Annotated in this window: 18 protein-coding genes, 5 tRNA genes and 2 pseudogenes; 24 read left to right on the top strand and 1 reads right to left on the bottom strand. The window is 35.0% G+C overall.

The window, feature by feature from the left end; genetic code table 11:
- Positions 1-15: 15 nt before the first annotated feature.
- From AC0LWJ_RS04710 to AC0LWJ_RS04645, 14 genes are all read left to right on the top strand, one after another.
- Positions 16-762: a TPM domain-containing protein gene (locus AC0LWJ_RS04710; RefSeq protein WP_474239262.1), complete on the top strand. Its 747-nt coding sequence runs from the start codon at positions 16-18 to the stop codon at positions 760-762.
- 160 nt (positions 763-922) lie between these two features.
- Positions 923-1,144 (top strand): NifU family protein, encoded by a 222-nt coding sequence (locus AC0LWJ_RS04705; RefSeq protein WP_284680736.1) that lies wholly within the window; start codon positions 923-925, stop codon positions 1,142-1,144.
- Between the two features lie 299 nt (positions 1,145-1,443).
- Positions 1,444-1,647, top strand: coding sequence for a cold-shock protein (locus AC0LWJ_RS04700; RefSeq protein WP_284680737.1), 204 nt, complete (start codon positions 1,444-1,446; stop codon positions 1,645-1,647).
- A gap of 217 nt (positions 1,648-1,864) precedes the next feature.
- Positions 1,865-1,940: transfer RNA gene (locus tag AC0LWJ_RS04695), tRNA-Val, on the top strand.
- Position 1,941: 1 nt separating this feature from the next.
- Positions 1,942-2,018 (top strand) — tRNA-Asp (locus tag AC0LWJ_RS04690).
- Between the two features lie 6 nt (positions 2,019-2,024).
- A tRNA-Phe gene (locus AC0LWJ_RS04685) sits at positions 2,025-2,100 on the top strand.
- 13 nt (positions 2,101-2,113) lie between these two features.
- A tRNA-Gly gene (locus AC0LWJ_RS04680) sits at positions 2,114-2,189 on the top strand.
- Positions 2,190-2,197: 8 nt separating this feature from the next.
- Positions 2,198-2,271: transfer RNA gene (locus AC0LWJ_RS04675), tRNA-Cys, on the top strand.
- A 189-nt stretch (positions 2,272-2,460) separates the two neighbouring features.
- Complete coding sequence (locus AC0LWJ_RS04670; protein ID WP_503031477.1) at positions 2,461-2,595, top strand: hypothetical protein; 135 nt, start codon at positions 2,461-2,463, stop codon at positions 2,593-2,595.
- Entirely contained in the window at positions 2,592-2,798 is a 207-nt protein-coding gene (locus AC0LWJ_RS04665) for a hypothetical protein (RefSeq protein ID WP_474239206.1), read from the top strand. The genes AC0LWJ_RS04670 and AC0LWJ_RS04665 overlap by 4 nt, the downstream gene beginning before the upstream one ends.
- A 32-nt stretch (positions 2,799-2,830) precedes the next feature.
- The gene (locus tag AC0LWJ_RS04660) at positions 2,831-3,493 is read left to right on the top strand and encodes an SdpI family protein (RefSeq protein ID WP_474239260.1); all 663 of its coding nucleotides are present in this window, start codon (positions 2,831-2,833) and stop codon (positions 3,491-3,493) included.
- 126 nt (positions 3,494-3,619) lie between these two features.
- Positions 3,620-4,264 (top strand): DUF6391 domain-containing protein, encoded by a 645-nt coding sequence (locus AC0LWJ_RS04655; RefSeq protein WP_503031476.1) that lies wholly within the window; start codon positions 3,620-3,622, stop codon positions 4,262-4,264.
- Positions 4,265-4,369: 105 nt separating this feature from the next.
- A complete protein-coding gene (locus AC0LWJ_RS04650; protein WP_474239202.1) occupies positions 4,370-4,504 on the top strand; it encodes a hypothetical protein in 135 nt (44 codons plus the stop codon).
- An 18-nt stretch (positions 4,505-4,522) separates the two neighbouring features.
- Complete coding sequence (locus AC0LWJ_RS04645; protein ID WP_474239200.1) at positions 4,523-4,843, top strand: hypothetical protein; 321 nt, start codon at positions 4,523-4,525, stop codon at positions 4,841-4,843.
- On the opposite strand, the gene AC0LWJ_RS04640 is transcribed toward AC0LWJ_RS04645, so the two are convergent.
- Complete coding sequence (locus AC0LWJ_RS04640; protein WP_503031475.1) at positions 4,827-6,029, bottom strand: MFS transporter; 1,203 nt, start codon at positions 6,027-6,029, stop codon at positions 4,827-4,829. The genes AC0LWJ_RS04645 and AC0LWJ_RS04640 overlap by 17 nt on opposite strands.
- A 143-nt stretch (positions 6,030-6,172) precedes the next feature.
- On the opposite strand from AC0LWJ_RS04640, the gene mgtA reads away from it, so the two are divergent.
- The 10 genes and pseudogenes from mgtA to AC0LWJ_RS04590 all read left to right on the top strand — a co-directional run bounded on the left by mgtA (position 6,173) and on the right by AC0LWJ_RS04590 (position 18,640).
- Entirely contained in the window at positions 6,173-8,713 is a 2,541-nt protein-coding gene (gene mgtA / locus AC0LWJ_RS04635) for a magnesium-translocating P-type ATPase (RefSeq protein WP_474239196.1), read from the top strand.
- Between the two features lie 97 nt (positions 8,714-8,810).
- Positions 8,811-10,811 (top strand): transketolase, encoded by a 2,001-nt coding sequence (gene tkt, locus AC0LWJ_RS04630; RefSeq protein WP_474239193.1) that lies wholly within the window; start codon positions 8,811-8,813, stop codon positions 10,809-10,811.
- 93 nt (positions 10,812-10,904) lie between these two features.
- On the top strand, positions 10,905-11,339 hold the full coding sequence (lspA, locus tag AC0LWJ_RS04625; protein ID WP_474239190.1) for a signal peptidase II: 435 nt from the start codon (positions 10,905-10,907) through the stop codon (positions 11,337-11,339).
- A 19-nt stretch (positions 11,340-11,358) separates the two neighbouring features.
- Complete coding sequence (locus AC0LWJ_RS04620) at positions 11,359-12,276, top strand: RluA family pseudouridine synthase (protein ID WP_474239189.1); 918 nt, start codon at positions 11,359-11,361, stop codon at positions 12,274-12,276.
- Positions 12,277-12,410: 134 nt separating this feature from the next.
- Positions 12,411-13,465 (top strand): annotated as a pseudogene (locus tag AC0LWJ_RS04615) (IS30 family transposase).
- Positions 13,466-13,942: 477 nt separating this feature from the next.
- Positions 13,943-14,878, top strand: a complete 936-nt coding sequence (locus AC0LWJ_RS04610) for an ABC transporter ATP-binding protein (RefSeq protein WP_474238004.1) — start codon at positions 13,943-13,945, stop codon at positions 14,876-14,878.
- Between the two features lie 10 nt (positions 14,879-14,888).
- A complete protein-coding gene (locus AC0LWJ_RS04605) occupies positions 14,889-16,004 on the top strand; it encodes an ABC transporter permease (RefSeq protein WP_474238006.1) in 1,116 nt (371 codons plus the stop codon).
- A gap of 21 nt (positions 16,005-16,025) precedes the next feature.
- Positions 16,026-17,143 (top strand): annotated as a pseudogene (locus tag AC0LWJ_RS04600) (ABC transporter permease).
- Between the two features lie 70 nt (positions 17,144-17,213).
- The gene (locus tag AC0LWJ_RS04595) at positions 17,214-18,005 is read left to right on the top strand and encodes an REP-associated tyrosine transposase (RefSeq protein ID WP_474238009.1); all 792 of its coding nucleotides are present in this window, start codon (positions 17,214-17,216) and stop codon (positions 18,003-18,005) included.
- Between the two features lie 89 nt (positions 18,006-18,094).
- Entirely contained in the window at positions 18,095-18,640 is a 546-nt protein-coding gene (locus AC0LWJ_RS04590; protein WP_503031474.1) for a DUF3267 domain-containing protein, read from the top strand.
- The last annotated feature ends 49 nt before the right edge of the window (positions 18,641-18,689 follow it).

Below are 18,689 nucleotides of genomic sequence, written 5' to 3'. Positions count from 1 at the left end.
TTATTTTTAGTTGTTATGTTGTTTTTAATGTTTCTTCAGGTCGTCTATTCAGCGCCTAATATACCTCCTAAACCTTCTTCAAAAAACTATGTTTATGATTATGCAGGTCTTATAAATCCTGATGACTCAGCACAAATTAAAAAAATAGGCAATGCAATTGAAAGCGCCAGCGGTGCGCAAGTTGTTGTGGTTACAGTAAATGATATAGGAGAATACCCTATAGAGGACTATGCATTACAACTTTTTAGAAACTGGGGCATAGGACAGAAGGATAAAAATAATGGAGTTTTATTATTAGTCGATAAAAAAAGACTTTTAGAAGGTAAAAGCGGTAAAGTTAGAATAGAGGTGGGCTATGGTCTTGAAGGGGCAATACCGGATTCCGTAGCCGGCAGTATATTAGATGATTATGTATTACCCTCATGGGATAAAAAAAATTATTCTGAAGGGATTTTAAATGGTTATAAAGCAATTTCAGCAAAGGTAGCCAAGGAATACAATATAAATATTAATGAATTTAACACAGATAATTATGCGGTTAAAACAACTGAAACAAATAGTAATTCAAAGAATATTATTGGTACAATTATTTTACTTATTATTTTACTTAGTATATTTGGCGGAGGTAGAAAGGGCCGTTTCTGGTGGACCGGTGGTGGCGGCTTTGGAGGTTTCGGTGGAGGCGGCGGCTTCGGAGGTTTCGGCGGAAGTGGCGGCGGCTTTGGAGGCGGCTCAGCCGGTGGAGGCGGAGCCAGTCGTTAAAATAAAAAAATTTTGATTTATTTTGTACAGGATGTTTTATTATATTAATTTATGTGATATAATAACTATCAAAAGACAAAAGATTATATAGGAGGTGAAAAGCCTGTTTTATAATATTGGATAATATTAATGCCAAATATTTTAAAAATCAGGTAACATTATGAAAGAAGAAGTAGAAAAAATTATTAATCGTTTAAGACCTTCATTACAAGCAGATGGAGGCGATGTTGAACTCGTAGATGTAACTTCTGATGGCGTTGTCAGCGTCAAATTAAAAGGTGCATGCGGAGGTTGTCCGTTTGCAATGATAACACTAAAAGAAGGCATAGAAAAAGCATTGAAAGAAGAAATACCTGGAATAAAGGAAGTAATTTCAATATAAGATAGGAATTCCTATCTTATTTTTTATAAATGAAAGAAATTAATTTCTATGATTTTATAGTATTAAATATTAAAATTAAGATAAAATATTTAATGACATTAAAAATTAAATTTATGTGTGCTTTATATGATAAAAAAGACGGTTAAATAAAAGGTAAATTAAAGCTTGAGGCTGCTAAGATGCTTGAATTGTTTAAAAATAATCAAATTAAGAATTATTTGATAAAAAATTTGACAACAGATAAAATGAGTGCTATTATAAAGAAGTAAATTATATATCATGTTTGGAGGAAGATATAAATGGTAAGAGGTAAAGTAAAATGGTTCAATGCTGAAAAAGGTTATGGTTTTTTAGAAAGAGAAGATGGTACAGACGTATTTGTACATTATTCAGCTATTGAACAAGATGGATTTAAGACATTAGAGGAAGGTCAGGAGGTAGAATTTGAAATCGTTGAGGCTGCAAAAGGTCCGCAGGCAGCAAATGTTAAAAGAGTTTCATAAATAAGTAAACTTACCCTAACAGACTATGTTAGGGTTTCATATTTTTTTGCAGCATCTTTATTTTTCGAAAACCTTATAGCATAAGTGAGGATTTTTAAGGTTGATTTAGTTTTTGTGCGGTATTTTAATTTATTTAAGGATTAGCGTGAAAAATTTTTTTAAAAATGTATTGACGAAAGCAACATTTTTATGTATACTATTATTTGTCGCAAGACATGGTCGTATAGCTCAGCTGGGAGAGCACCTGCCTTACAAGCAGGGGGTCATAGGTTCGAGCCCTATTGCGACCACCATGGCCCAATAGCTCAGTTGGTTAGAGCGCCAGCCTGTCACGCTGGAGGTCGAGGGTTCGAGCCCCTTTTGGGTCGCCATAATATGCCTCGATAGCTCAGTCGGTAGAGCAAGGGACTGAAAATCCCTGTGTCAGTGGTTCGATTCCACTTCGAGGCACCATCAATATTTTTTTGCGGACATAGCTCAGTTGGTAGAGCATCACCTTGCCAAGGTGAGGGTCGCGAGTTCGAGTCTCGTTGTCCGCTCCATTTATTATGGCGGCATAGCCAAGTGGTAAGGCAGAGGTCTGCAAAACCTTTACCCCCAGTTCAAATCTGGGTGCCGCCTCCATAAAAATACTGCAAAATCAAGCCTTTCGGGGCTTTTATTTTTTTTAGGACAAGTATAAGTAGCCCACCCTTAATGCTGCAAAATAAGTATGATGGTATTTTGACATTTAGGGACGTACCTAAATTGTCATGTTTTGTTTCTTTTGTATAGAAATAGATATTCTTAAAAAAGAAAACATGCCTTATCAAATTGACAATAACGGCAAGATACATTATCAATATATACGGTGAAATAAGGAAGGGAAAATTATCAAAAACGCTTGAAAATAACTTATATTATTTTATACTTAGAGAGAGAAGATTTAGAGAGGAGTTTTATGAATGAAATATGGTATAAGAAAACCGAGTTTTAAAAAAAGCATAGCAGCAAGAACAAGCTTGAAAAGATTTGTAAGGCATAATCTTGGCATAAAAGCCCCAAGAGGATATGGATGGCTGACAAATCCTAAAAAGGCAGTTTATAACATAATTTACAATAAAACAAGCGTAAGTTTATTTAAACTATTAAAAAAATTTTTGCCATTTTGAAGTTTGGTGTAATAGGAAGGGGTATGAATGTTATGAATGAAAACTATAATGTGAAATACGAAATCAAAAAAGATTGGTGGTTAATTGGGATTATCATATTGATATGGATTTTCACATTTACTGTTTTCCACCGTTTACCAGACAAAATCCCAATGCATTGGAATATTTCTGGGCAAGTCGATAGTTTCGGCTGCAAACAGGATATATTTTTTCTTCCTTCTATCATTACTATAATATATTTTGCAATGTTATATACACCTAAAATAGACCCTAAAAAAGTCAATTATATCAAGTTTATTGGGGCATATAGGATGATAAGGGCAGTTTTGGTAATTATTTTATCAGCATTATACTTTGCTGCTATATCTTTTGCTTTAGGGTATAATATTGATATGAATAGAATCGGCAGTCTTATTATTCCTATTATATTGATTGCATTTGGAAGTGTAATGGGCAGACTTCGCCACAATTATTTTGTAGGCATAAGAACCCCATGGACGTTATCAGATGAAGAGGTATGGGACAAGACGCATCGGATGGGCGGAAAACTATGGCTTATTACAGGTATTATCGCTTTATTTGCTTCTTTTTTCAACGCTACATGGGCGGCTGTTTTGATGTTTGTGCTGTTAATTATTGCTGTTATAGTACCGGTTCTATATTCTTATATAATTTTCAAGAATAAAGGTAAATAGCGGGTGTGCTGTCAGGCAAGGTGCCTATCACCTTGCCTGAGACAAAATAAAAAGATTGAAAAGGGTGATATTATGCCAATTATATTATTATTAATAATACTCTTTATTTTATTTCCTTATTTAATAATGCCATTTTTTATATTTTTTGTTATTGGAATGATATTTTTATTGCCGTATCTTTTAATTTTTAATTCCTTTTATAATATAATAACAATTCCTTGGCAAATAATAAAAATTGCAACAGATAAAAGGGTAAGGAAAAATCACAGTCTTGAACATGCCACAATAAATGTATTAGAGGAAAGATTCGGAAGAAATTTGAGGATCGGCGGATTATCTTATTCGAATGGTTTTACCTTGTCAGGTCCAGACCTTCCAAATCCTCAAGTGATTGTAGATGCTGCACACGAAGGGCTAAACAGGATGAAACAAGGGGAGAAAAATTTAGCGATTCATAAAAGATGCGGGACGTCTATAGCAGCTGCAAATTTTTTATTTTCCTTGGCGTTTATTTTAATCCTGTTATTTTACCAACATTTTAATATATTGAATATCATTGCGGTATTTTTATTGGCAGCTGTTATTGCAAAACCCTTTGGTTTGATTCTTCAAAAATTTTTCACCACACATCCTGATGTTAAGGAAATGGAGATATTGGATATATCCACCAAACCCAGTCAGCATGAATCACCCTTTGAGATAATGATTAACCCAAGCAGGACTTACTTTATAAGAACAAGTTATGCTAATTCAGGATACAGGATTTTTTAATACTGAAATATAAGAAAAGTATTAAAGTACAATCTCTATTTTGTTACATATTAATATAATAGAAGGGAGGGTAGAATTAATTTTTCCGTAGGGAGTGAAACAGTCATGTCTGAAGATTATAAAATTATTATTTTAGCAGTTATTACATTGCTTTTAATATTGCGATTTATGTCAGGACTTGCATTGCCTCCTGAAAAACCCTGTATTCCAATAGTTATACCTATACCTCGTAATCAGTAGAGTGGAGGAGGGATTTTAATGGAGGATAATATAGATTTGCGTTTAAATAAATTATATGGTGTTTTACAAGGATTAAAGAAAAATATACTTGAAGATGACAAAGAAAAGAAATCATCAGATGAAATTATAGAAATAACCCCATCAGGACTGCTTGTTATTTTAGGGTTATTATTAGGTGTATTGACGCCGGAATCTGTTATTGTTGATAGAAACCAATGCGTACAAATAGTTTTGATGGGGTCTTTAAAGCAAAAAACCGATATAGGAGAAATACTTAAAAATGCAAATGTCATATCCTTTGATGATATGATGAAATTCTTGATTAAAAATTCCGAATGATATTTTTATTTACAAAATCCCTCATTATTTTTGACAAAAGCGATATAAGTAAAAACATTATTATAACACCGACTATAACACCATGCCAGTAAAATTTGGAATACAAAAGTCCAAAAACTACACCGCCAAGTCCTCCCCCTATATAGAAAAAGATTAAATATAGGGAAGAAGCACTGCCTTTTGCCTCTTTTGCATGAAGACTTACCCATGAACAGGCTGAAGAATGAGCACCGAAAAACCCAAAGCAGAAAAACAGGAGACCTAAAACAAAGAAAAACAGATTGTTTATATATGTAAGCGATATTCCGATGATACCGATAATACAGTCAAATATAAGGGTTTTAGGAATACCCATCTTTTTGTATAAACTTCCCGAATATGTAGAACTAAAAGTACCTGCAAGGTATGTCAGATATATCCACCCAATTTGGGCAGAACCCAAATTATAGGGAGGGCTGCTAAGCTTGAAGCCTACGAAATTAAAAACCCCGACAAAATTAAACATAAGACAAAATCCTAAGACGAAACCTAATATAAGAGCAGGTTTTTTCAGATGTTTTGCCATATCTGATAATGCCGTTTTGATGTTAAATCTTGCAGGATGAAAATTTTTTGATTCGGGCAGCAACAATATAAAAATCACAGCACCTATGAGGTTGAGAAAAGCAAATATAAAAAAAACATAGTGCCATGAAAGCAATTCTTCAATGTATCCGCTTATAATCCGTCCAGCCATACCTCCTATGGAATTTCCGCTTACAAACAAACCCATAGCAAGGGGCAGGCTGTTTTTCTCGATTTCCTCACCTATGTATGCCATTGCAATTGATTGTATACCACCAAGGAGCAAACCTTGAAAAAACCGCATTATCAACAGGAAATGATAACTATTTGACATACCTGCTAAAACCATAGGCAATACTGAAATAAAAAGCACAAAACTCATTATGTTTTTTCTGCCGATGGAATCGGATAAAGGTCCATATATTAAAAGAGATACGGCAATCGCAATAATAGTAATCGAAATTGCCAAACCTGACAAGGCAACAGAAATATTAAAATATTTTATAAATACCGGCAATAAAGGCTGAATACTGTAAATATCGGCAAATGTAATAAAAGAACTTACAAATAGGGCTATAAGCGTATTAGTAAAACTATGCTTTGCGTGAATCAAGTGAGCCACTCCTTTTTAGTCATTATACTATTGATTATAAATGATATAATGTATCTATAATTATATCATTGACTCTTTTAATTGCAAAACTTAAAATGTAAAGAAGCAATATGTGTTTTTGCTAAACCAATATTTTAATGAGGTGCTTTCATATGAAAGATTTAAGACAAGGTTTTTGGTCAATGCCGGCAGAAGATGTTTTTAAAAACCTTCAAACGAGTAAAGATGGCTTATCAAGCAATGAAGCCAAAAAAAGAATCGCTACATACGGTTATAATTCAATAAAACCAAAAAAAAGCAACAATGCTTTGGAACTTTTTATATCCCAATTCAAAAGCCCCATAATTTTAATCTTATTTTTTGCTGTGGGACTTTCATTTTTTCTTCATGATACGGTTGATGCAATAATCATTTTAACAATAATTCTTGTAAGCGGTCTTTTGAGTTTCTGGCAGGAATATGACGCAAATAATGCGGTTCAAAAATTACTTGAGATAGTACAGATTAAATCAACAGTGCTTCGTGATGGAAAACCTGTAGAAATCACTGTCGAGGAAATAGTCCCCGGTGACATTGTACTGTTAAAAGCGGGTGCGGTTATACCCGGAGATGGTTTGATACTGGAATCAAATTCACTAAGTGTCGACGAAGCCATGTTGACAGGCGAAACCTTTCCGGCAGATAAAGAGGTCGGTGTTTTGCCTCTTGAAACTCCCCTCAGCCGGAGAAAGAATTGTTTATGGATGGGAACACATGTTGTCAGCGGAACCGCAAAAGCCGTGGTTATAAGCACAGGGAAAACAACAGAATTCGGTAAGATTTCGGAAAGGCTGAAAATCAGACCCTTAGAAACTGAATTTGAACGCGGAGTTAAGCAGTTTGGCTATTTTTTAATGGAGATTACATTGATATTAACAATAGCTATTTTTGCCATTAACGTATTTTTAAAGCGTCCTGTTCTTGACTCCTTCCTCTTTTCTCTTGCAATTGCTGTTGGCTTAACCCCTCAGCTGCTTCCTGCCATCATCAGCATAAATCTTGCACATGGAGCTAAAATGATGGCACGGGTAAAAGTCATTGTAAAACGGCTTGCTTCTATTGAAAACTTTGGAAGTATGGATGTGTTATGTTCGGATAAAACAGGTACTCTGACTGAAGGAACTGTTAAACTTCAATCAACCTTTGATGTTAACGGAAATCAAAGCGATAAGGTTCTTTTTTATGCTTATCTTAATGCATACTTTGAATCAGGTTTTATAAATCCCATTGACGAAGCAATAAGAACATTTAAAGAATTTGATACAAGGGACTATACAAAGCTGGATGAACGTCCTTATGATTTTGTCAGGAAAAGATTAAGCATAATATTAAGCAAATCTGATAAAAGTATTAATGAGACTCAACCTCATATCATGGTTACAAAGGGCGCCTTGGATAATGTTATAGAGGTATGCAAAAATGCTGAAATTGAAGACGGGAAAGTCGTTGATATAAAAACGGTTCAAGATTCTATTCAAAAACAATACAGGGATTACAGCGATAAGGGATACAGGACCCTCGGCGTTGCATATAAAAATATCGGAACTGAAACAATGGTAGAAGATGAAATAGAATCAGATATGACCTTTTTAGGTTTTATCACCTTTTTTGATCCTCTTAAGGAAAATATAGTCAATACAATAGAGGACCTTAAAGCACTGGGGATTTCATTAAAAATAATCACGGGAGACAATAAGCTGATTGCTTCAAACATTGTGCGGCAATTGGGGATAAGAGGCATGAAAATTTTAACCGGTTCTGAAATCCATGATATCAGCGATGGAGCACTTATTGAAAAAGTCAGGGAAATTGCTGTCTTTGCAGAAGTTGAGCCAAATGAAAAAGAACGCATAATAATTGCTTTAAAAAAGGCGGGTTACGTTGTAGGATATATGGGCGACGGTATAAATGATGCATCGGCTCTCCATGCTGCGGACGTAAGCATTTCTGTGGATAGTGCTGTTGATGTGGCAAAAAGAGCGGCAGATATCGTCTTGCTGGAGAAAGACTTAAATGTCTTGATAGAGGGTGTTAAAGCCGGAAGAATAACCTTTGCCAATACATTAAAATATGTGTTTATGGCTACCAGTGCGAATTTCGGCAATATGTTCAGCATGGCAGGAGCATCGTTATTTTTGCCGTTTCTTCCGTTGCTGCCGAAACAAATCCTGCTGACTAATCTATTGACCGACTTTCCGGAGATGACAATTGCGACAGATTCCGTAGATAAGGATATGATTGTGATGCCGAGACGCTGGGACATAGGTTTTATCCGTCGCTTCATGATTGTATTTGGCTTAATCAGCTCTATTTTTGATTATTTAACATTTGCTGTGCTTATGTTCATTGTTCATGCCTCAGATGTGCAGTTTAGAACAGGCTGGTTTATCGAGTCGGTTGTGTCGGCTTCGTTAATTGTTTTGGTTATAAGGAGCAGAAAGCCCTTTTTTAAAAGCATTCCCGGGAAATATTTAGTAATTGCAACCTCCTGTGTCGGCATTGCCACACTAATCATACCTTATTCTCCTATGGCGGGAATCTTAGGATTTCAGGCAATTCCTTTCTGGGTGCTGTTCCTTATCGCGGCTGTGATAATGTTGTATGTCTTAACGGCTGAAATTGTTAAGAAGCTGTTCTATAAAAACAAAAACTAAGTTCTTAAATTGCATGTTGAATCATGATATGCTAAAATGGTCTTAAAAGAGGCAGAATTAAGAAGGATAAACAGTAAAAAGAGAAGGAGCGCTGAATATGAACAAAATTGATGAATTAACGATTAATACGATGCGAATCTTATCCATAGAAGAGGTTCAGAAAGCAAAGTCGGGACATCCGGGGATGCCGATGGGAGCTGCCCCTATGGCATATACCCTGTGGGCAAAATACTTGAAACATAATCCTGAAAATCCTGATTGGGTGAATAGAGACAGATTCATATTGTCTGCCGGGCATGGTTCTGCCCTGTTATATTCACTTTTATATTTGTTTGGCTATGGACTGACAATAAATGACCTTAAAAATTTCCGCCAATGGGGGAGCAAAACACCCGGTCATCCGGAATACGGTGTGACTCCCGGTGTCGAAGTAACAACAGGACCGCTTGGACAGGGCATATCCAATGCTGTCGGCATGGCGATTGCCGAAACATATATGGCTGCAAAATTCAACCGCCCCGGATATAATATAATAGACCACAATACATATACGATTGTCGGTGATGGCTGTTTGATGGAGGGAATATCATCAGAAGCAGCTTCACTGGCAGGTTCATTAAAACTTGGGAAATTAATTGCCCTATACGATTCAAACAATATTTCAATTGAAGGTGGAACAGATATAGCATTTACAGAAGATGTAGGAAAACGCTTTGAGGCATATGGCTGGCAGGTTTTAACGGTACAGGATGGGAATAATACCGATGAAATCGGCAAGGCAATTGAAAAAGCCAAGTCCGAGTCAGATAGACCTTCTTTGATAATAGTAAAGACCGTAATAGGCTACGGCTGTCTTAAAAAACAGGGGACTCCTTCTGCTCATGGGGAACCCCTTGGTGAAGAAAATATAAAAGATACAAAAAAATTCCTTGGGTGGGATTACAAAGAAGAATTTTATGTTCCCGAAGAGGTAAAAAAATACATGACAGATTTAAAGGAAAAACTTAGATTTGAATATAATAAATGGGTTAAACTTTTCAATAAGTACAGAGAAGAATACCCTGATCTTGCGAAAGAATGGGATATCTGGCATGGCGAAGAAATGCCGGCTGACCTTATGAATGACGATAAATTCTGGAGCTTTGATTTAAAAACAGCAACGCGGTCATCCTCAGGCGAAATTTTAAATTATCTTTCAAATATTGTAAAAAATTTGATAGGCGGGTCGGCAGACCTTGCACCATCAACAAAGACATATATGAAAGGCAAGGGAGATTATTCGGCAAAGAACAGAGGAGGCGCCAATCTGCATTTTGGAGTAAGGGAGCACGCCATGGGGGCAATAGCAAATGGAATTGCGGCATATGGCGGTTTAAAACCTTATGTTTCCACATTCTTGGTTTTCAGTGATTATATGAAGGGCTCTGTCAGACTTTCAGCATTAATGAAGCTGCCTGTCATATATATATTTACACATGACAGCATAGGAGTAGGAGAAGACGGACCTACACATGAACCGATAGAGCATCTTATAATGTTGAGAAGCATACCCAATATGACGGTGATAAGACCTGCCGATGCAAAAGAGGTATCGGCTGCTTGGTATTCGGCATTAAGCAAAAAAGACGGTCCTACTGCCATAGTACTAACACGTCAGAACGTACCCTTATACGATGAAACATCGAAGGATGCTTTAAAAGGCGGATATATTTTACTTCGCGAGGAAAAGGACAAGCCGGATATCATATTGATGGCAAGCGGCTCGGAGGTTAAGCTGATTTATGAGGCGCATAAGGCATTGAAAGAAAAGGGTATCGATGCAAGGGTTGTAAGCATGCCGTCAATGGAATTATTTGATGAACAGCCCGAAGAATATAGAAAATCAATCCTGCCTGACAATGTAAGGCGCAGATTGGCTGTTGAAGCCGCATCCTCATACAGCTGGCATAAATATGTCGGTCTTGACGGCGCAGTAATAGCAATAGACCATTTTGGAGCATCAGCGCCCGTAGATATTCTTTTTAAAGAATTTGGCTTTACAGTTGAAAATGTTGTGGAGAAGGCTTTAAGCCTCATGGATGATACGGACGCAAAATAATGTTGCATATCCTGACAAGTTCAGGCAGGTCAGGATATGTTTTTAATCCTTATGAAAAATAGTAATAATGCTTAAAAAGCGGGAGGAATATACTTGGAGGCAATTATAATTGTATTAGCGGTAATTTTAGATCAACTGTCAAAATATTTTGCGGTGAAATATTTAAAGCCAATCGGCACCTTTCCTGTAATAAAAAAATTCTTCTATTTTACGTATATACAAAATCGTGGGGCTGCTTTTGGCATAATGCAGAACAAGACCCTCTTTTTTATTATAATAACGGCAATAGTCGGAACAGCATTGATATATTCGATTGTAAAGATACCGGGAAGCACTGCTTACAAATTTACCCTTTCAATGATTCTCGGCGGTGCCATAGGGAATCTGATTGACAGAATAAGACTCGGATATGTTGTGGATTTTGTGGATTTTAGGCTTTTCCCTGCGGTTTTCAATCTTGCGGATTCCTTTATTGTTGTCGGTTCGTTTATCTTAGCATATCTTATTATTTTCAAAGGCATCAAATAGAGGTGTAGGGGGAATTATGTTGAAGGAAGTAGCCGAACAAAATGTCCCCTTGGCTGACATTGGCAAAAGGATCGATGTATTTTTAGCATCAGAGATGGATTATACCCGTTCTTATATAAAAAAGCTTATACTTGAAGGACTTGTTTTGGTAAATGATGACACTGTAAAACCAAATTACAAGCTGAAGGAAAACGATAAAATAACAGTAAATATTCCTGAGGCGGAAAAAATTGATATTGAACCTGAAAATATTCCGCTGGATATCTTATATGAAGATGAAGATATTATCGTAATAAACAAGCCGCAGGGAATGGTGGTTCATCCTGCGCCGGGAAATTACAGCGGAACACTTGTAAATGCGCTTTTATACCACTGCAAGAATTTATCCGGAATAAATGGTGTTTTAAGACCGGGAATTGTCCATAGGCTTGATAAGGATACATCGGGTGTTATGGTTGTTGCTAAAAATGACAAGGCGCATTTGAGCCTTGTAAATCAGATAAAGGACAGGAAGGTATTGAAAAAATATGTTGCTGTAGTTGAAGGGGTCATCAAGGAAGATGAAGGGTATGTAGAGGCGCCGATAGGAAGGCATCATGCTGACAGGAAGAAGATGGCTGTTGTTGAAGACGGGCGGTATGCCCTGACCCTTTACAAGGTTTTAAAGAGATTTAAAAACAATACATATGTAGAAGCCGTCATAAAAACAGGAAGAACACATCAAATACGGGTACATATGGCGTATATCGGGCATCCGATCGTTGGTGATGCCGTATACGGCTATAAAAAGCAAAAATTCAATCTTAAGGGACAGGCGCTTCATGCAAGGCTTTTGGGGATTATACATCCTGCAAAAAACGAATACATGGAATTTGAAGCACCCCTGCCCGAATATTTTGTCAAACTCATCGAAAAAATTCGCTTGATAGAGATGTGAAATACACTATTATTTTATAAGATTTGATGGTAAGTTGTAAAATAAAGTGACGGAACAAGCAAAAATTGGACTCATGGTAAATCCGATGTATAATATTAAGTGATAAAACAAAACAATACAAAGGAGATTATACCATGAGTCAATATGATAATATCATAGAATTGAGAAAATATAAACACCTTACAGCAAAAGAAAGATACAAAATAGAGATATTGCTGAAGGAAGGACTAAAACCTTATGAAATTGCACAACGAATGGGAAGAGGGACCAGGACAATTGAAAGAGAAGTAAATAGAGGGAAGGTAAGACTTCTAAATTCTGATTTAACATATAGAGAAGAGTACTCTGCAGATGCAGGACAGCGCATATATAATGAAAATGCAAAGAATAAAGGACCTGGTCTAAAGATAGGGAAAGACCATAAACTGGTTAAATATATAGAAAATAAGATAATCAAAGAAAATTACTCACCTGATGCAGTAATTGGAGAGATAAAAAAAAGAAAATAAAATTTAAAGCCCAAATATGTACAAAGACATTATATAACTATATAGATCGGGGTGATGTATTTCTAAAACTTACAAATAAAGATCTTCCCGTAAAAAAAGAAGGAAAAAAGAGAGACTATAAGAAAATAAAAATACCACATAAAAATCTTAAAGGAACAAGCATTGAAGAAAGACAACCAGAGGTAGATAACAGAAAAGAATATGGGCACTGGGAAATGGATTGTGTTGTAGGAAAACGAGAAGGGAAAGGTGCGGTATTACTGGTATTAAGCGAAAGAAGCATACGAGAAGAAATCATTATTAAAATGCCGGCAAAGACGCAAGAATCAGTTATTGCATCACTTGACAGATTAGAAAGAAAATATGGAAAAGCATTTAAAGAGAAATTCAAAACAATAACGGTTGATAATGGCAGTGAATTCTTGGATTATGAAGGAATAGAAAGGTCTATAAAGTATAAAGAAGAGAAAAGAGTAAAATTGTATTATGCACATCCTTATAGCTCATGGGAGCGAGGGACAAACGAAAATATCAACAAACTAATAAGGCGGTTTATACCAAAAGGGATGGATATAAGCAAGATAAGCAATGCGAGGATAAAATACATAGAAAATTGGATAAACAGCTATCCAAGGAGGATATTTGGATATAAATCAGCAAAAGATATGATGACAGCATAAAAGGCAAAAACTATTTTAAGAATCCAGTTGACAACGAGCCTCTCCTATATGATGACCAGCCAGCGAGCCATCCCTCCATGCCCCCGAAGCATGTGCAAGGAGAAAGGCTATGGGGCATAAATGGCTGGCTATCCAGTAAGGCTATCATACAGGAACCTCTCATTATAAACCGCACTTAAAAAACTTTTTGATTAGCTTTGCAATAAACCATATTGAAATGAAATAAGTAATCAATTAACATTATACATATTTACCAAATATTTCACGTCACTTAAACTTGCAATTTTTAATTTGTACCATAATATAAAAATTTGTGTAATTTTTTATAAAAATATGTTATAATTACGTATATATTCCTTAAAGTTTTGGTGGTGATGATTGGTGATATATAAGGTGGCGGTACATGCTTCCGGCAAACGGACACCGGGGACGGTTCTCTTTGTCTGAAAATTTATTTTGTAAGGAGAGGTATATTTCATGAAGATAGTTAGAATGAAGGATGTAATAAAAAGGTTTGGTGATGTTATAGCTTTAGACAATATGAATTTAGAAATAGAAGAAGGGGAAATTTACGGTCTATTGGGTCCTAATGGAGTAGGGAAGACGACAGCTATAAGCATAATCTGCGGCTTGCTAAATTTTGATAGAGGAGAGGTGTATGTTTTTGATAAAAATATACGCAAAGAACCGGAATTCATAAAGAAGAGTATAGGTATTGTGCCTCAGGATGTGGCTATCTACGGAGATTTAACAGCCCATGAAAATGTCCAATTTTTTGCAAGTCTTTATGGACTTAGGGGAAAAGAGCTAAAAGAAAGTGTAGAGATGTCTCTTGAGTTTGTAGGTCTTTCAGATAAAGCGAAAGAAGTACCAAATAAATTTTCAGGTGGTATGAAAAGAAGGCTAAATATTGCCTGTGCCATTGTCCATAGACCTAAATTGATAATAATGGATGAACCTACAGTAGGTATAGACCCTCAATCGAGGAATCACATTTTGGAATCTGTTAAAAAGTTAAATGCAATGGGTAGTACAATTATTTACACAAGTCACTATATGGAGGAAGTAGAGGCTATCTGCACGCGGATTTCTATAATGGACCATGGCAAGGTTATAGCTGAAGGAACAAAGGGAGAACTCACTTCAATGGTTACAGATGTGAATACAGTTTATATTGAAATTGGCTCAATTGATGGAATAAAAGAGGAGGAATTGAAAGGGATAAAGGGTGTAAAAGCTGTTGAGATAAAAGACAGCACGATAAAGATAACAAGTTTAAAAGATGTGAGCAATTTTGATGATATAATCCATTATTTTATTTCAAAAAACATACCAATACGTAACCTAAGAAATGAAATTCCCGATTTGGAGACAGTTTTTCTTACTTTAACAGGAAGGAAGTTAAGAGATTAGAGGTGAAAATATGAGAATCCTTACTATAATGCTTAAAGAAATAAAGGAAATTCTTTATGACAAGAAGGTAATGGCTATTATGATACTATTGCCAATAGTTCTTATTGGAATTTTAGGTTTTGCGTTTTCGTCAACATCAGGTATAAAATTAGGGGATATAAAAGTCATATATACAGATGAAGGAGATACGATACTTTCACAAGGTTTTGATATTTTCATTAAAGAAACTGATAAAATGGGAGTAAAATTTGTAGAAATAAAAGATGTCAGCAAAGGAATAAGTGAAATAGAAAAACGCAAATATGATGGTTATGTTTTTTTAAAAGGTAAAGATATAACTTTTTATAAGAATGCACATGGAGATATAAAAACGGAAATTGCAGCAAGTATGATTGACTCTTTTGCTGATACTTTTAAAGGAATGACAGCTATAGCTTCACAAAATCCTGCCTTTCTTAAAAATAGCGGCGATATAAATTTAAATAGAGAATTTATAAAAATAACCTCTATTGACAGAAAAGTTACACAAACATCCTTCGATTATTATTCTGTTACAATGCTTACTTTAATAATTTTATACGGTGCTATAAGCGGTGTATTTTCAATAGATATGGAAAGGACAAAAAAGACGGGGCGCAGAATATTAGCTTCTCCTGTTAAGAAATATGAAGTATTGATGGGGAAGGTGTTAGGGGTAACTTTTTCTGTTTTTATACAGGCCTTGATTATTATTCTTTTTAGCAAATACATCTTCGGAACTAACTGGGGAAATGATATCATAACTGTTTTTGCAGTTGTGATAAGTGAGATAATTCTTGTGGCGAGCTTTGGGGTAAGTTTGGGATTTATTATAAAAAATGGTCCTGCAGCAGAAGGCTTATTAAATGCCATAATTCCCCTTATAGCCTTCTTAGGTGGTTCTTATATTCCTGTAAAAGAAATGGGGAGTCAATTTATTGAAAAACTTTCAAATTTTTCTCCAATTACATGGACAAATACAGCCATATTTAATGTGATATTGGGAGGCAATTATCAATATGTACCTACAGCCCTCATGGTAAATTTAATTCCTGCAGCTTTTTTCATAGTGTTGTCAGCTTACTTATTCAGAAGGGAGGCTTTTTAAGTGAGAGAGCTATTTTTGGTTATGAAGAATACAGTAAAGTTGTTTTTTAGAAGGAAAGGGAATATTATTTTATTGATTTCTGGTATTATAATTCCACTTTTCTTTTTGCTTTTTACCTATGGTGGCAGCGGGCATCTTAGAATAGGTGTTGTAGATAAAGATGGGAGTCTTATTTCGGCAGATTTAATTAATTCATTGGAAAAAACGGACAAATTCAAGGTTGTTTTTCTGAAAGAAGATGAGATAAATGATAAAGTATCGAAAGGAAAAGTTGACAGCGCTATAGTGATTCCTCAAAGATTTGAAGAAGAAATTTTGAAGGGAAATCCAAAGGATGTAGAGATTGTATCAATAAAAGGGGAAGAAACTACCTTATTTTTGAAAAGTTATCTTGACCGCAAGATAAATGTTCTTTACAATTTAAGCAAGGCATCTGAAGGAAATAAAGAAAATTTTTATAAGATGTACAACCTTTATAAGAACAGTCCTTTTAGCTTGAAAACATATATTGTTGAAGATATAGGGAAGACGGCAGTGGCAACAACAAGAAGTTTAGGATTTTTTATAATGTTTTTGATGTTTAGCACTTTTAATATTTCTAATTTTATACTTGTGGAGAAGAGAGATAAAACTTTTTACAGAATTTTTGTTTCTCCTTTAAAGCCAAGAACTTATTTAGCGAGCAATTTCTTTGTAAATTTAATTTTGACAGTTTTTCAAATAGCTTTTATACTTGCGTTGATTACCTTTATATTAAACTTAGGCTTCACAAAAGCGACATTTGATGTTTTTTTAGTACTGGTTTCTTTTGGAATAACCTCTATTGGTTTAAGTTCAATGATAGTTGCTTTTTCACCTCTACAAGTTATTCTAATACCTTGTCTACTTTAATTATTACACCTACTTGTATGTTAGGGGGAACTTTCTGGCCATTATATTTAATGCCTGAAGCACTTCAAAAGCTTTCTGATTTTATACCACAGAAATGGGCAATAGACGCTATAGAAAAAATTCAAATGGGTGGTAGTTTAAGCGATGTTTATATGAATATAATCATACTGTTGGCTTTTGCCTTAACCTTTATCCTTTTAGGAATATATAAAATTAAAACTTCTGAAAAAATGGGAGATTTTATCTAATTTATATGTTATAATCAGACAAGGGGGACGGTTCCTTTTGTCTGAATTATTATTTTTGGAGTGGATGTAAATGCCTAGAAAGTCAAGAGTTAAAAGCAAGAGCGGGTATTATCATGTGATGCTGCGGGGAAATGAAAAGAAAAATATATTCAGAAGTGATGAGGATAAAAAGCGCTTTATAGAAATATTGGCAGAGAAAAAGCTAGGCGGGAAGTTTTATTTAACTGCTTTTTGTCTTATGAGCAACCACGTTCATTTGATGATCAAGGAAGGCAATGAGGATTTGTCAAGTTCTATTAAGAGGATTGCAGGAATTTATGCTTCTTATTTTAATAAAAAATACGATAGGACAGGGCATTTATTTCAGGATAGGTTTAGAAGTGAGCCAGTTGAAGATGAGAGTTACGTTATAGCATTAGTAAGATACATTCATCAAAATCCGGTAAAAGCGGGACTAGTGAAAAAAGTTTCTGATTATAAGTGGAGCAGTTATAGCTGTTATCTTAACGATAATGATAAAATGTGTCAAATTGTAGATACAGAGTTGATTTTAGGCATTTTCTCTGATGATAAAAAGAAAGCTATAGAACAGTTTAAGAAATATATGGAGCAGACAGAAGGCACTGAAGTTTTTATCGACATTGAAGAGGAAAAGATGGGTATAGAAGAGGCCAAAGAGTTATTTAAAGAAATGGCGATGGAATTTGGGATTAAAGATATAGAAAATATGGAAATTAATAGATATGAAGAATTGCATGACTTAATAAAAAAATACAGAGAAAAAACAGGACTTTCAATTAGAGATATTGCTTATATTGCTGGGGTGAGTAGGTATAGTATACATAAGATTTTGAAAGAATAAGGCAAAGCTTGACTATATAGGCTGATTAAATTTAAAAGTTCAGACAAAAGGAACCGTCCCCTTTGTTTTATGGTTATAATTTAAAAGACATGGCAATACTTAAAAATGGAGGTGTTGACATGTCTTTTAAGGTTTCATGGAAGGTACATATGTTATGTTTTTTAATATCTTTTGTATTCTGCTTTTTGACACAGAAATATTTAAACATTTTATTTATAAACATATTATCTAAAAACAAAATGCTGAATATAACGGGTAATATTTTCTTGAACCTATACATTTTTATCCTTATTATTTTCATACCCTTGACATTTCTTCATGAAGCGCTGCATGGCGCTGCATATAAGATATTTGGCGGCAAGGTAAAATACGGTTTTAAGGGTTTATATGCTTATGCACAGGAAACCTCCGGCATAGCACTAAGCAGGACCGAATTTCTCATTGTGCTTTTGGCACCTGTCACCTGTATTTCCGTAATTTCAATGCTTATTCCGGGAAGTATTGGTGGTATGGTTTTCTTTTTGAATCTTTTAAGCAGCATGGGGGATTTGTTGATGACTTTTTATTTATGTAAAACCCATGAAAACAGCCATATTATCGATAAACATTACGGCTTTGACGTAATAGAAAATTGAAAAAATTTTCTTGACAGTAATAATTATAATGGTATATTATTGTAAATAT

The organism is Aceticella sp. 75b-Ac, assembly GCF_056032965.2.
Note: the sequence above shows the minus strand (reverse complement) of the source record. Positions and strands in the feature narration are given on the sequence as shown.

Bases quoted from the DNA above. Each gene is read 5' to 3' on its own strand.
- mgtA (WP_474239196.1), top strand. From the start codon at position 6,173: ATGAAAGATTTAAGACAAGGTTTTTGGTCAATGCCGGCAGAAGATGTT.
- AC0LWJ_RS04655 (WP_503031476.1), top strand. From the start codon at position 3,620: ATGCCATTTTTTATATTTTTTGTTATTGGAATGATATTTTTATTGCCG.
- AC0LWJ_RS04595 (WP_474238009.1), top strand. From the start codon at position 17,214: ATGCCTAGAAAGTCAAGAGTTAAAAGCAAGAGCGGGTATTATCATGTG.
- AC0LWJ_RS04645 (WP_474239200.1), top strand. From the start codon at position 4,523: ATGGAGGATAATATAGATTTGCGTTTAAATAAATTATATGGTGTTTTA.
- AC0LWJ_RS04660 (WP_474239260.1), top strand. From the start codon at position 2,831: ATGAATGAAAACTATAATGTGAAATACGAAATCAAAAAAGATTGGTGG.
- tkt (WP_474239193.1), top strand. From the start codon at position 8,811: ATGAACAAAATTGATGAATTAACGATTAATACGATGCGAATCTTATCC.
- AC0LWJ_RS04590 (WP_503031474.1), top strand. From the start codon at position 18,095: ATGGCAATACTTAAAAATGGAGGTGTTGACATGTCTTTTAAGGTTTCA.
- AC0LWJ_RS04650 (WP_474239202.1), top strand. From the start codon at position 4,370: ATGTCTGAAGATTATAAAATTATTATTTTAGCAGTTATTACATTGCTT.
- AC0LWJ_RS04665 (WP_474239206.1), top strand. From the start codon at position 2,592: ATGAAATATGGTATAAGAAAACCGAGTTTTAAAAAAAGCATAGCAGCA.
- AC0LWJ_RS04700 (WP_284680737.1), top strand. From the start codon at position 1,444: ATGGTAAGAGGTAAAGTAAAATGGTTCAATGCTGAAAAAGGTTATGGT.
- AC0LWJ_RS04710 (WP_474239262.1), top strand. From the start codon at position 16: ATGTTGTTTTTAATGTTTCTTCAGGTCGTCTATTCAGCGCCTAATATA.
- AC0LWJ_RS04705 (WP_284680736.1), top strand. From the start codon at position 923: ATGAAAGAAGAAGTAGAAAAAATTATTAATCGTTTAAGACCTTCATTA.
- AC0LWJ_RS04610 (WP_474238004.1), top strand. From the start codon at position 13,943: ATGAAGATAGTTAGAATGAAGGATGTAATAAAAAGGTTTGGTGATGTT.
- AC0LWJ_RS04605 (WP_474238006.1), top strand. From the start codon at position 14,889: ATGAGAATCCTTACTATAATGCTTAAAGAAATAAAGGAAATTCTTTAT.